Genomic DNA, 11988 nt, shown 5'->3' with positions numbered 1-11988 from the left:
AAGGTCACCAGCGTTTTTCGAATTTGTTGCGAAGATAGATCGCAAAGGCGTTCATCGACAGCAGCACGATAAGCAGCACGATGATCGCGGCGGAGGTTTTCTCGACAAAGCCCCGGTCGACTTCGTCCGACCAGAGGAAAATCTGCATCGGCAACACGGTCGAGGGCGAGCAGATACCGCCCGGAACGTCGCCGATAAAGGCACGCATTCCGACGAGGAGCAGAGGTGCGGTCTCGCCCAGCGCGCGCGCCATGCCGATGATCGTGCCGGTGAGGATGCCGGGGAGGGCGAGCGGCAGGACATGGTGGAACACGACCTGTACCGGGCTGGCGCCGACGCCGAGCGCCGCGTCGCGGATCGACGGTGGCACCGATTTAATCGCGTTGCGGCTGGCGATCACGATCACCGGCATCGTCATCAGCGCGAGCGTCAGGCCGCCGACGAGCGGGCTTGCCTGACACAGCCCGAACCAGTTGATGAACACCGCGAGCGCGAGCAGGCCAAAGATGATCGAGGGCACCGCGGCAAGGTTGTTGATCGACACTTCGATAAGGTCGGTCCAGCGGTTCTTCGGCGCATATTCTTCAAGATAGAGCGCCGCGAGCACGCCGGTCGGGAAGGCGATGAGGAAGGCGATGAAGATCGTCAGCACCGAACCCTTGAGCGCGCCCCAGATGCCCGCAACCGCGGGGTCGGTGGCGTCGGCGTTCTTGAAGAAGGGCCAGTGGATGCCGGTCGACAGCTTGCCGTCCTTCTCCAACGCATCGACCTTCGCGCCGAGTGCGCCCTTCGCGCCTTCCTTGGCGGCGATGTCGACTTCGGACGAAGCGGGCAGCTCGAACACCGTCTTGGCGTTAAGCAGTTCGGGATCGTCCTTGATCGCGCTGCGCACTTCCTTCCACGCATTTTCGGAAATCAGCTTCGATCCGTCGGTCCCCAGCGCCTCGTCGGCGGCAAAGGCGACGATGTCGGCGAGCCCTGCATTCGCGATCACCTGATCGGCGTCGGCATCGCCGAGGCGCGAGGTATCGATCGTCAACGGCATCGCCTTGAAATCGACGGGCACCGCGACATGCGTATACATGAATCCACGCGCGCCGTTGCCGACCATCACGAAGAGCAGGAAGGCGAGGAAAGCGCCCGAGAGCAGCACCGCGCCCAGCCCCATCAGCTTGAAGCGGCGTTCGGCGGCGTAGCGCTTCGCGATGCGGGTCTGCATCACGGAGCCTTTCCAGTCGGTGGGGGCGGTCTGCCTATTCATAAGCTTCACGATACTTTTTGACGATGCGCAGCGCGACGATGTTGAGGAGCAGCGTAACGATGAAGAGGACGAGGCCGAGCGCGAAGGCGGCAAGCGTTTTCGCGCTGTCGAACTCCTGGTCGCCGGTGAGCAGCTTGACGATCTGTGCGGTCACCGTGGTGACGCTGGCAAAGGGGTTGGCGGTCATGTTGGCCGACAGCCCTGCGGCCATCACGACGATCATCGTCTCGCCGATCGCGCGGCTGACCGCGAGCAGGATGCCGCCCATCACGCCCGGAAGCGCGGCGGGGATCAGCACCTGGCGGATCGTCTCGTTCGGCGTTGCACCGAGAGCCAGCGATCCGTCGCGCATCGCCTGCGGTACCGCGTTGATGCTGTCGTCGGCCATCGAGGAGACGAAGGGGATGATCATCACACCCATCACGATACCCGCCGCAAGTGCGCTTTCGGTGCTTGCGTTGGGAATGCCGAGCATCACCGCAAATTCGCGCAGGGCCGGGGCGACGGTCAGCGCGGCGAAATAGCCGTAAACCACCGTCGGCACGCCGGCGAGAATCTCGAGCAGCGGCTTCACCCATTTGCGCACCGTCGGCGCGGCATATTGGGTAAGGTAGACTGCGGTCATCATGCCGATCGGAATGGCGACGATCATCGCGATGATTGCGCCGATCAGGATCGTACCCCAGAACAGCGGAATGCCGCCGAATGTGTCGGGCTGCGGCGCGCCGCTCGTCGGCGCCCATTCGGTGCCGAACAGCAATTCGGCGGGCGAGACGAGGCGGAAAAAGCGGATCGATTCGAACAGCAGCGACAGCACGATGCCAAAGGTCGTGAGGATCGCGACCAGCGACGCGAGCAGCAGGAACAGCATCACGATCTTTTCGACGCGGGTGCGTGCCCGGAAATCGGGTTTGATCCGCGTGAAGGCGTAAAGTCCGCCCGCCAGCGCCAGCGCCAGCATCGCGGCTATGCCGATCCACGCATATTTGTGGCTCGCGTCGGCGTAGGGCTTCACCAGCGGCGCGGCGGAGGGCAACCGCACCGCGGCCTGCTTGCCCTCGGCAACGCTGCGCGCGTCGGACAGGATTGCACCGCGCTCGAACCCGAACGACGGCAGCGATTGCGCCGCCTCGGTCGCGAGCACCTGGTTGGTGATCAGTGCGGGTGAGACCGACGACCAGACGGCAAGGAAAAGCGCGGCAGGGGCAAACAGCCACAGCGCGACATACCAGCCATGATATTGCGGGCGCGAATGGAGCTTTTCGCCGGCGCGGCCGGCCAGCAGGTTCGACCGCGCGCGGCCGGCCAGCCAGCCGATCAGCGCGAGACCCGCGATCAAAAGCAAAAGGGCGGCGGCGTTGAAGGTCACGCAGTCCTCATTAAATCATTCCCGTCATTGCGAGGAGCGAAGCGACGCGGCAATCCAGAGTTTGCGTATACCGCTCTGGATTGCTTCGCTTCGCTCGCAATGACGATCAAGAAAAGACGGTGGCCGGTAGGGAAAACCCGCCCGGCCACCAGCGGGAGGAAACTTACTTGAGCTCGGCGCCGTTCAGCGCGGTCATGCCCTTGCCATTCGCTGCCGCCGTCGCCGCGATGTCCTTCGGCGACACGATCAGGCCCTTGACGTTCAGATAACCGCCTTCGCCCGCGCCCTTCAGAAACTCGGCGACATATTCGGCGAGGCCGGGGACGACGCCGACATGCGCCTTCTTCACATAGATGAACAGCGGACGCGAACCGGGATAGCTGCCGTCGGCGATCGCGGCATAGGTCGGGGCGACGCCCTGAACCGGGACTGCCTTGATCTTGTCCTTGTTCGCATCGAGATAGCTGAAGCCGAAGATGCCGAGGCTGGTCGGATTCTTGTCGAGCTTCGAGATGATCAGGTTATCATTCTCGCCCTGCTCGACATAATAGGGCGCGCCGCGCAGCGTGGTGCAGGTCGCCTCATGCTTTTCTTTGTCGCTGTCCTTCAGCGCCTTCATCTCTGCATTGGCGTCGCAGCCCTTGCCGAGGATCAGTTCCTTGAACGCGTCATAGGTGCCGCTGGTCGACGGCGGGCCGAATACCGAAATCGCGACCGCTGGGAGGGCGGGGTTCACGTCTTTCCACGTCTTTGCGGTGTTGGGCTTGCCATAGGGGTTCGCCGCAAGTGCCTTATAGACATCTTCTTCCGACAGCTTGAAGCCGGGGCCGCGCTGCGCTTCGCCAAGTGCGATGCCGTCGATGCCGACCTGGATTTCGACGATGTCTTTCACGCCATTCTTGGCGCAAGTGTCGAATTCCTTCTTCTTGATACGGCGCGACGCGTTCGCGATGTCGGGGGTGTCGCCGCCGACGCCTGCGCAGAAGCGCTCGAAACCGCCGCCGGTGCCCGTGCTGTCGATCTTGGGGGTCTTGTTGCCGGTCGCTTCGGCGAACTTCTCGCCGACCGCGGTCGCAAAGGGATACACTGTGGACGAACCGACCGCGCTGATATAATCGCGCGCCCCGCCGCCCGAAGACGCCTGATCCTGACACGCGGAAAGCGCCAGCGCGCAAGTGGCGGCGCCAGCGATAAGGGCGAATTTCTGCAGCATGGGGTAATCCTGTCGGGGGTCGTTACCGAACCAAGCCGCCACCCCCGCGGCGACTCGCTGAGCCGCCAATGAGGGAGTTGTGTGACGCGTTTGTGACATTTGATGTCATATAAGTGTAACGGTCGGTCGCGGCCAAAGCTGCTGGCACGGTCCCCGCGCATAGCCTCGACTTTTCGACGTCGAGGACGAGCGGCTTAGAGCTTGGGCAGCGTGACGCCCTTTTGCCCCATATATTTGCCCGCGCGGTCGGCGTAGCTGGTCTCGCACGGCTCATTGCCCTGCAAGAAGAGGAACTGGCACGCGCCTTCATTTGCATAGATTTTGGCGGGCAGGGGGGTCGTGTTCGAAAATTCGAGCGTCACATGGCCTTCCCAGCCGGGTTCGAGTGGGGTGACGTTTACAATGATGCCGCAGCGCGCATAGGTGGACTTGCCGAGGCAGATCACCAGCACGTCGCGAGGGATGCGAAAATATTCGACTGTCCGCGCCAATGCGAAGCTGTTCGGCGGAATGATGCAGACGTCGGTTTCGCGATCGACGAAATTCTTCGGGTCGAAATCCTTGGGATCGACGATCGTCGAATCGACGTTGGTGAAGATTTTGAACTCCGGGGCGACGCGCGCGTCATAGCCGTAGGACGAGAGGCCATAGCTGATGCAGCCATCGCGGCGCTGCGCCTCGACGAACGGTTCGATCATACCCTGCGTCTGGGCGGCTTCGCGAATCCAGCGATCGGAAAGAATGCTCATGCGTGTCTCTTGTCGGTCCTGCGGGGGTTGCGCAAGCGGTCAGTCGATGAGGCCGAGGTCCTTGGGCCCGAAAGCCGCGGGGAGCAGTTCGCTGAGCTTGTAGGTCCGCACCGCGCTGCCGTCGCCGGAGGCGCAATGGACGAGGATGTCGGTCCGCGACCGCTCGGCCGCTTCATTGAGGATCTGGCGGCAGCGTCCGCAGGGATTGACGGGCTCGGTGCCGAGCAAGGCATCGCCGTCGGGGCGTCCGCCGACGATCGCGACCTCGACAAGCTCTCCGATCCAGCCCTCGTTCGCAATCTTGGCCAGCGCTGCGGTCTCGGCGCAGAGGGTAAGGCCATAGCTTGCATTCTCGACATTGGCGCCGGTGACGACATCGCCGTTCTTAAGCAGCAACGCCGCGCCGACGTGAAAGCCCGAATAGGGTGCATAGGCGCGGCTCGCGGCATCGCGCGCGGCGTCGATCAGGGCATCTCGAGTGTCGGTCATCGCATATCTCCTTTCGGGCGCAGCGCGTTCCAGCCGACGGTGCCCTCGGCACCCGACAGGCGGACATAATCATTCGCCTGCCACATCGCCCAGGGATGTGCGCCATAATCGGGTTCGAAAAAGTCGCGGCGCAGCCAGGTGGTGCGCGCGATCCCCTGTGTCACCCTGTAATCGCTCTCGAACGCCGGCCCCGGTGCGATCACGCTCTGCTTACCCATATGCGCCTCGATCTGCGCGAGAAATGTCGCGAGTTCGGAAAGCAGAAGCGCGCGCGTCGGGCGGTCGGGGCAGCGATCGTCATAGTCGAGCCAGACGACGGCGGGCAGCGCGTCGGCGCGGCGCGGCACATGGCGGATGAAATTGGCGGCCTGATCGGTCGCAAGCTGGCAGAGGCTGTAGCGGTGGATGGCGCCCGCCTGTACGCCAGCTTCACGTGCGGCGGTCATATTGCGTGCGAATTTCGGGTCGACCGCCGAAGAGCCGTCGGTGCCCATGATATAAGCGAAATCGGCGCCCGCCGCTTTGATCGAACCCCAATGGACATCGCCATTGCGCGCGTCGATCGTAACACCCTGCGTCGGATAGAGGGCGCGGTCGGGGATCCAGCGCGCGGCCCACCATAATGCGAGGCCCGCCGCGAGCAGTAGCAATACGAGGGCGGCGCCGATCTTGCGCAGCGTACGCGCAATCGCGGCGCGCCAATCGCCGCCGGCTTTCCCCGGTCGTTTGCTTCTGATTGCCCCCGTCGCCATCATCAGCCCTTGATGTGCAGCACGCAGATCAGCGTGAACAGCCTTCGTGCAGTCGCGAAATCGACGGCGATCTTGCCGTCGAGCCGATCCATCAGCATTTCGGCCGCTTCGTTGTGCAATCCGCGACGCGCCATGTCGACGGTTTCGATTTGCTGCGCGGTCGAGGTCTTGATCGCCTGATAATAGCTGTCGCAGATCGCGAAATAATCCCGGATCGGACGACGGAAACGGCCGAGGCCCAGAATGATGGCTTCGAGCGGCGAGCCATCTTCGCGGCTGATTTCAAATATCAACCGGCCATCCTCGACGCGCAACATGAGGCGGTATGGGCCGGCATAGCCATCCTCATGCCCGCGCTGCGGTACGAATTTATTCTCCTCGATCAGGTCGAAGATCGCGACGCGACGTTCCTGCTCGACATCGGGATTGCGCCAGACGATCGAACCCTCGTCGAGTTCGATCGAAATGATCCGTTGTTTCGAAGGGTCTGCGTCGGCCATGCTGTTCGTGCTTCTACTTGGCCGGGGGCGAAGGGCAAGCCGACTTATTCACAGCATTCCACAGTTATGATATGCCGGACGACATAGCCGGTTGCACCGATGGGGTCGCGGCCGCATGAAGACAGCGATGCCCGAACTAGCCCTTATCCCGACCGCCGTCGCCAGTGGCGACGAGCGCCAAATGCCGCGCAATATCGAGGCCGAGGCCGCGTTTCTCGGCGCGATCCTGATCGACAACCGAGTCGTCGAAGATTTGCCCGTGGCGCTCAGCCCCGACCATTTCTTCGAACCGCTGCACGGCCGGATCTTCCAGCAGACAATGGCGCTGATCGAACGGAACAGCATCGCGACGCCGGTGACGCTCAAGCCCTATTTCGAGGCCGACGAGGCGATGAAGGCGGTCGGCGGCGTCGGCTATCTTGCGCAGCTCACCGGCAGCGGTGCAGGGCTGATCGGCGCGCGCGACTTCGCGCGACAGATTTTCGATCTCGCGCTGCTCCGCGAACTGGCGGGTGTCGGGCGGACGCTCGTCGACAATGCGCTCGACACGAGCGAACGCGTCGACCCGCAGGCACAGATCGAGGAGGCCGAAACCGCGCTCTATCGCGTCGCCGGCGGTGAGGCCGAGATGGGGTCGGTCAAGAATTTCAGCCAGGCGAGCCTTGTCGCGCTGCAGGCGGCCGAGCGCGCGCTCAACTCGGGCGGTCATCTGTCGGGTATCACGACCGGCATTGCGAGCATGAATGCCAAGATCGGCGGCATGCACAATTCGGACTTGATGATCCTTGCCGGACGTCCGGGCATGGGCAAGACCTCGCTGGCGACGAATATCGCATATAACGCAGCCGAGCGTTTCCGCCGCGACGAAGATGACGGCATCCCGCCCGAAAAAAACATGGGTGCGAAGGTCGCGTTCTTCAGCCTTGAAATGTCGGCCGACCAGCTCGCGACGCGTGTGCTCGCCGAACAATCGGGGGTGTCCGGCGAAGCGCTGCGCATGGGCAAGATCAGCAAGGAACAGTTCCAGCAATTGAGCCGCGCTGCGCAGCAGCTCCAGACCTTGCCTTTGTTCATCGACGATACGCCGGGCCTGACGATCGCGGGTCTGCGCACCCGCGCGCGGCGGTTGCAGCGGCGCCACGGCATCGGCTTCATCATCGTCGACTATCTCCAGCTCTTGCAGGGCTCGTCGAAAAGCGGCGACAATCGCGTGCAGGAAATTTCGGAAATTTCGCGCGGTTTGAAGACGCTGGCCAAGGAGCTTCATGTGCCGGTGATGGCGCTGTCGCAGCTTAGCCGTCAGGTCGAAAGCCGCGAGGACAAGCGTCCGCAGCTCTCCGACCTTCGCGAATCGGGCTCGATCGAGCAGGACGCCGACATGGTGCTATTCGTGTTTCGCGAAGATTATTATGTCGCGGCGAAAGAGCCCAAGCGGCCGGTCGAGGGCGACGATGTCAAGATCCACGCGCAACATGAGGAATGGGCGGCCGAAATGGAGCGCGTCTTTGGTTTGGCCGAAGTGATCGTCGCAAAATCACGCCACGGCTCGACCGGCAAGATCCGCATGCACTTCGAGGCGAAGACGACGAAGTTCAGCGACCTCGCCGACGACAGCATGGCGTTCGAGGATTATGAATAAGGCGCTTTAGAAAGCGGGGTCGTTCGCCGGATCGTCGTCGATCGGCGTGACCGCGGTGTGGATGCCGCATTCGGTCTTGTCCCAGCCGCGCCAGCGACCCGAGCGCGGGTCTTCGCCCGGCTTGACCTTCGATGTGCAGGGCGAGCATCCGATCGAGGGATAGCCCTCGGCCTCCAGCGGGTGGCGCGGCAGGTCGTGAGCCTCGAAATAGGCGTCCAGTTCCTCGCGCGTCCAATTGGCGAGCGGGTTGAATTTGAGGCGGCCGGTATTGCCGTCGAGTTCGAAGCGCGCGAGGCCCTGGCGTGTCGAAGACTGGAAACCCTTGCGGCCCGTGACCGAGGTGTCGAAATCGGTCAGCGCCTTTTCGAGCGGCTTGACCTTGCGGATTTCACAGCAGCCGTCGGGATCGTACGACCAGCGCAGCTCAGTCGCGTCCTTCGCGGCCAGTTCATCTGCATCGGGCGTCAGGTTGACGATATTGAGACCGAGCTTCGCCGCCAGTTCGTCGCGATAGGCGAGCGTTTCGGGAAAATGCTTGCCGGTATCGAGAAACAGCACAGGCATGTCGGGTGCGGCACGGCTCACGAGGTGCAGCAGAACCGCGCTTTCGGCGCCGAAGCTCGAGACGATTGCAGTTTCGCCGAGCAGCCCCGCACCGATCACGCTCGCGACCACCTCGGCGGCATCCTGGCCGCGGAAAAGGTTGTTGAGGCGGATGACGTCGGCCTGCGTAAAGCGCGGCGCCACGTCGATCCGGTCGCGGGTGCGATCACCAGCTTGAGAGGGAGAGGCTTTCACGTCAGCCATGCCTTAATTTCCATATCGGCACCGCGCCGTCGGCGGCGCCTTGATAATGTTCAGGCCAACGCGTCAGCGCCGCCTCTACATCGGCAGGATTGAGCTCCTTTTCGGGCGCGAACGTGTCGAAGCCGCAGCGCTTCATATAAGCGATCTGGTCTACCAGAACGTCGCCCTGCGCGCGCAGTTCGCCCGTGTAACCCGCCTCGCGCAGGATGCGCGCCGACGAATAACCACGGCCGTCGCGAAACTTTGGGAAGGCGACTTCGATCAGCGCGAGCCGGTCGAGATGCGGGATCAGCGCGCGCGCATCCTCATCGGGTTCGAGCCGCACCGCAGTCGCGTTCGATTGCTGGAGGAAGGCGTCGAGCGTAACGCAGGGTTCCTCGCCGTCGCTGTGCAGATGCTCAACCATAGATCGCCTCCTTGAAGGGGGCCATGCCGACGCGGCGGAAAGTATCGACGAAACGCTCGCCCTCGGTGCGCTCGGCGAGATATTTGTCGGTCACGCGCTCGATCGCGTCGACGATGCCATCCTCGTCGAAACCGGGGCCGGTGATCGTGCCCAGGCTGACGTCCTCCGCGCCCGACCCGCCGAGCAAAAGCTGGTAGTTTTCGGTACCTTTTCGGTCGACGCCGAGGATGCCGATATGTCCGGCATGGTGGTGCCCGCAGGCGTTGATGCAGCCCGAAACCTTGAGTTTCAGCTCGCCCAGTTCCTTCTGGCGGCCGAGGTCCGAGAAGCGCGTCGCGATCTTTTGGGCGACCGGGATCGAGCGCGCATTCGCGAGGCTGCAATAATCGAGCCCGGGGCAGGCGATGATGTCGCTGATAAGATCGAGGTTCGGCGTCGCGAGTTCCGCGGCGTCGAGCGCCTGCCAGATCGCATAGAGATCGGCCTTGCGGACGTGCGGAAGCACAATGTTCTGGGCGTGGGTGACGCGCAGTTCGTCATGGCTGTATGTCTCGGCAAGATCGGCCATCAGGTCGATCTGCGCCGAGCTGGCGTCGCCGGGGATCCCACCGACAGGCTTCAGGCTGATGTTGACGATCGCATGGCCCGGCACCTTGTGCGCGGCGACATTCTGGTCGACCCAGACCGCGAAGTCGGGGTCGCTGCGGTCGATGTCATCGGGCGCCGAGGCGTCGAGCGCGGGCGGAGCAAATTGCGCCGCGATGCGGTCGAACTCGGCCTTCGGCGGGTCGATGCCGAGCGATTTTACATGCGCATATTCTTCCTCGACCTGGCGGCGATATTCGTCGGCGCCGAGTTCGTGGATCAGGATCTTGATGCGCGCCTTGTAGATATTGTCGCGGCGGCCATGGCGATTATAGACCCGAAGGCATGCCTCGGCATAGCTCAGCATATCTTCGAGCGGTACGAAATCCTTGATCAGCGGCGCGATCATCGGGGTCCGGCCCATGCCGCCACCGACGTAGAAAGCGGCGCCATGGACGCCATCGCGCTCGACGATCTGGATGCCGATATCGTGGAGGCGCATTGCGGCGCGATCCTCGTCGGCGGCGATCACCGCGATCTTGAACTTGCGCGGCAGATAGCTGAATTCCGGGTGGAAGCTCGACCATTGGCGGAGCAGTTCGGCCCATGGACGCGGATCGGTAATCTCGTCGGCGGCCGCCCCGGCCCACTGATCGGAGCTGATGTTGCGGATGCAATTGCCGCTCGTCTGGATCGCGTGCATCTCGACCGATGCCAGATCGGCGAGAATCGCGGGCGCGTCCTCCAGCTTGATCCAGTTATACTGAAGGTTCTGGCGGGTGGTGAAATGGCCGTAGTCGCGGTCATATTTGCGTGCGATATGCGCGAGCATCCTCATTTGACGGCTGTCGAGCGTGCCGTAAGGCACCGCCACACGCAGCATATATGCGTGAAGCTGGAGATAGAGGCCGTTCATCAGTCGCAGCGGCTTGAACTGGTCCTCTGTGATTTCCCCGGCGAGGCGGCGGCGCACCTGGTCGCTGAATTCGGCAACGCGGGCGTCGACCATCTGCTGGTCATATTCGTCATATTTATACATGTCAGATCACCCAGTCGCCGGCCGCGGGATCGGCGGGTTTCAGTGTCAGGTCGGGGCGCACGGTCGGACCCAAGGCGCGGATGCGGTCCTTGATGTGCGCGGGTCGCGGGCCTTCGGCGGTTGCTTCGCCTGCGATGATATAGGGGGCGTTGACGCGGCGCGCGCCTTCCTCGGCGGCGAGGATCGCTTCGCCATGCTCGCCGACGTCGGCTGCGTCTTCGATGTGCAGCGACCAGTCGGCGCCGGTCCACCAGGTGACAAATCCTGTTTTCAGGTCGTTGCCCGTGAGCAGTTTCATGTGAAGTCCCTTATGTTTTCGATGTTTTCAGCGACGCCTGGCGTGCCGAGGCAGTCGAGCGCATCGGCGCGCGCTGCAACCTTGCCGACGATGATCAGCGCCGGACTGGCGACCTTCTCGCGCGCAACGAGGTCGCCGAGATCGGTCAGAAGCGTACGCAGCACCCGCGCGTCGGCGGTGGTCCCGCGTTCGACGATGGCAACCGGCAGATCGGGCGACACGCCGTCGGCGATGAGCTTGTCGGCGATGGCGTTGGCCGTCGCGAGGCCCATATAGATAACCAGCGTCCGGCCATGGCCTGCGAGCCCCGACCAATCCTGATCGGTCAGATCCTTGCACTGCCCCGCGACGAAGCTGACCGCGCTTGCATCTTCGCGGTGGGTCAGGGGGAGGCCCGCCTGCGCGGCGCAGCCCGCCGCAGCGGTGATGCCGGGGACGACCTCGACCGCAGCGCCGGCTTCGCGTGCTGCGTCGAGTTCTTCGCCGCCGCGGCCGAAGATGAAGGGATCGCCACCCTTCAGGCGCACGACCTGCTTGCCGGCCAGCGTTTCGCGGACGATCAATTCGTTGATGAGTTTCTGCTTCATCGTGTGGCGACTGCGCTGCTTGGCGACGCTGATCCGTTCGACATTGGGCGGGATCAGCGCCAGCACGCCTTCGCCGACCAGCCCATCGTGCACGACGAGGTCGGCGCTTTCCAGCAATCGCGCGGCGCGCAGCGTCAACAGGTCGGGGTCGCCGGGGCCGGCGCCGACGAGCCAGAGCTTGCCCGCAGGAGGAAGAGTCTTTGCCATGCAGGATAGATGATCGCGGCGGTCGCGATTGGCAAAGCAGGCTTTATTGACGCTGGTGAAGGTAAAATTGGGTGGCCAACATCACTT

General features: G+C 63.3%; 13 protein-coding genes. 1 reads left to right on the top strand and 12 read right to left on the bottom strand.

From position 1 onward, the window contains the following. Positions 1-4: 4 nt before the first annotated feature. The 7 genes from pstA to SC1_RS11730 form a co-directional block, all read right to left on the bottom strand. The gene (gene pstA / locus SC1_RS11760) at positions 5-1261 is read right to left on the bottom strand and encodes a phosphate ABC transporter permease PstA (RefSeq protein ID WP_062181747.1); all 1257 of its coding nucleotides are present in this window, start codon (positions 1259-1261) and stop codon (positions 5-7) included. Further along, positions 1254-2630 carry a phosphate ABC transporter permease subunit PstC gene (pstC, locus tag SC1_RS11755; protein ID WP_062181744.1) on the bottom strand — a complete coding sequence of 459 codons (1377 nt, stop codon included), beginning with the start codon at positions 2628-2630 and terminating at the stop codon, positions 1254-1256. Before pstC ends, pstA begins: the two co-directional genes overlap by 8 nt. A 163-nt stretch (positions 2631-2793) precedes the next feature. Next, the gene (locus tag SC1_RS11750) at positions 2794-3843 is read right to left on the bottom strand and encodes a substrate-binding domain-containing protein (RefSeq protein ID WP_062181739.1); all 1050 of its coding nucleotides are present in this window, start codon (positions 3841-3843) and stop codon (positions 2794-2796) included. A gap of 194 nt (positions 3844-4037) precedes the next feature. Then, complete coding sequence (gene dcd / locus SC1_RS11745) at positions 4038-4592, bottom strand: dCTP deaminase (protein WP_062181736.1); 555 nt, start codon at positions 4590-4592, stop codon at positions 4038-4040. Between the two features lie 39 nt (positions 4593-4631). Further along, positions 4632-5081, bottom strand: coding sequence for a cytidine deaminase (locus SC1_RS11740; protein ID WP_062181732.1), 450 nt, complete (start codon positions 5079-5081; stop codon positions 4632-4634). Then, positions 5078-5833 carry a GH25 family lysozyme gene (locus SC1_RS11735; protein ID WP_152682381.1) on the bottom strand — a complete coding sequence of 252 codons (756 nt, stop codon included), beginning with the start codon at positions 5831-5833 and terminating at the stop codon, positions 5078-5080. The genes SC1_RS11740 and SC1_RS11735 overlap by 4 nt, the downstream gene beginning before the upstream one ends. Before the next feature lie 2 nt (positions 5834-5835). Next, the gene (locus SC1_RS11730; RefSeq protein WP_062181727.1) at positions 5836-6333 is read right to left on the bottom strand and encodes a UPF0262 family protein; all 498 of its coding nucleotides are present in this window, start codon (positions 6331-6333) and stop codon (positions 5836-5838) included. 127 nt (positions 6334-6460) lie between these two features. On the opposite strand from SC1_RS11730, the gene SC1_RS11725 reads away from it, so the two are divergent. Further along, positions 6461-7972 carry a replicative DNA helicase gene (locus SC1_RS11725; RefSeq protein ID WP_062184027.1) on the top strand — a complete coding sequence of 504 codons (1512 nt, stop codon included), beginning with the start codon at positions 6461-6463 and terminating at the stop codon, positions 7970-7972. A 6-nt stretch (positions 7973-7978) separates the two neighbouring features. Here the strand turns inward: SC1_RS11725 and SC1_RS11720 are convergent, their stop codons facing one another. The 5 genes from SC1_RS11720 to cobA are packed head-to-tail and all read right to left on the bottom strand — an operon-like array spanning position 7979 to position 11901. Then, positions 7979-8779 (bottom strand): phosphoadenylyl-sulfate reductase, encoded by an 801-nt coding sequence (locus SC1_RS11720; protein ID WP_062181726.1) that lies wholly within the window; start codon positions 8777-8779, stop codon positions 7979-7981. Next, positions 8772-9185 (bottom strand): DUF934 domain-containing protein, encoded by a 414-nt coding sequence (locus SC1_RS11715; RefSeq protein ID WP_062181723.1) that lies wholly within the window; start codon positions 9183-9185, stop codon positions 8772-8774. The genes SC1_RS11720 and SC1_RS11715 overlap by 8 nt, the downstream gene beginning before the upstream one ends. Continuing rightward, the gene (locus SC1_RS11710; RefSeq protein WP_062181719.1) at positions 9178-10809 is read right to left on the bottom strand and encodes a nitrite/sulfite reductase; all 1632 of its coding nucleotides are present in this window, start codon (positions 10807-10809) and stop codon (positions 9178-9180) included. Before SC1_RS11710 ends, SC1_RS11715 begins: the two co-directional genes overlap by 8 nt. Position 10810: 1 nt before the next feature. Beyond that, on the bottom strand, positions 10811-11107 hold the full coding sequence (locus tag SC1_RS11705) for a DUF2849 domain-containing protein (RefSeq protein ID WP_062181716.1): 297 nt from the start codon (positions 11105-11107) through the stop codon (positions 10811-10813). Then, positions 11104-11901: a uroporphyrinogen-III C-methyltransferase gene (gene cobA, locus SC1_RS11700; RefSeq protein WP_062181713.1), complete on the bottom strand. Its 798-nt coding sequence runs from the start codon at positions 11899-11901 to the stop codon at positions 11104-11106. Before cobA ends, SC1_RS11705 begins: the two co-directional genes overlap by 4 nt. Positions 11902-11988 lie beyond the last annotated feature (87 nt).

It is taken from the genome of Sphingopyxis sp. C-1, from assembly GCF_001047015.1.
Classification (GTDB): Bacteria; Pseudomonadota; Alphaproteobacteria; order Sphingomonadales; family Sphingomonadaceae; genus Sphingopyxis.
Note: the sequence above shows the minus strand (reverse complement) of the source record. Positions and strands in the feature narration are given on the sequence as shown.

Coding starts and splice junctions, on each gene's coding strand:
- pstA (WP_062181747.1), bottom strand. CDS start 1,261: ATGAATAGGCAGACCGCCCCCACCGACTGGAAAGGCTCCGTGATGCAG.
- SC1_RS11720 (WP_062181726.1), bottom strand. CDS start 8,779: ATGGCTGACGTGAAAGCCTCTCCCTCTCAAGCTGGTGATCGCACCCGC.
- SC1_RS11705 (WP_062181716.1), bottom strand. CDS start 11,107: ATGAAACTGCTCACGGGCAACGACCTGAAAACAGGATTTGTCACCTGG.
- SC1_RS11710 (WP_062181719.1), bottom strand. CDS start 10,809: ATGTATAAATATGACGAATATGACCAGCAGATGGTCGACGCCCGCGTT.
- SC1_RS11730 (WP_062181727.1), bottom strand. CDS start 6,333: ATGGCCGACGCAGACCCTTCGAAACAACGGATCATTTCGATCGAACTC.
- SC1_RS11735 (WP_152682381.1), bottom strand. CDS start 5,833: ATGGCGACGGGGGCAATCAGAAGCAAACGACCGGGGAAAGCCGGCGGC.
- SC1_RS11725 (WP_062184027.1), top strand. CDS start 6,461: ATGCCCGAACTAGCCCTTATCCCGACCGCCGTCGCCAGTGGCGACGAG.
- SC1_RS11740 (WP_062181732.1), bottom strand. CDS start 5,081: ATGACCGACACTCGAGATGCCCTGATCGACGCCGCGCGCGATGCCGCG.
- SC1_RS11715 (WP_062181723.1), bottom strand. CDS start 9,185: ATGGTTGAGCATCTGCACAGCGACGGCGAGGAACCCTGCGTTACGCTC.
- SC1_RS11750 (WP_062181739.1), bottom strand. CDS start 3,843: ATGCTGCAGAAATTCGCCCTTATCGCTGGCGCCGCCACTTGCGCGCTG.
- dcd (WP_062181736.1), bottom strand. CDS start 4,592: ATGAGCATTCTTTCCGATCGCTGGATTCGCGAAGCCGCCCAGACGCAG.
- cobA (WP_062181713.1), bottom strand. CDS start 11,901: ATGGCAAAGACTCTTCCTCCTGCGGGCAAGCTCTGGCTCGTCGGCGCC.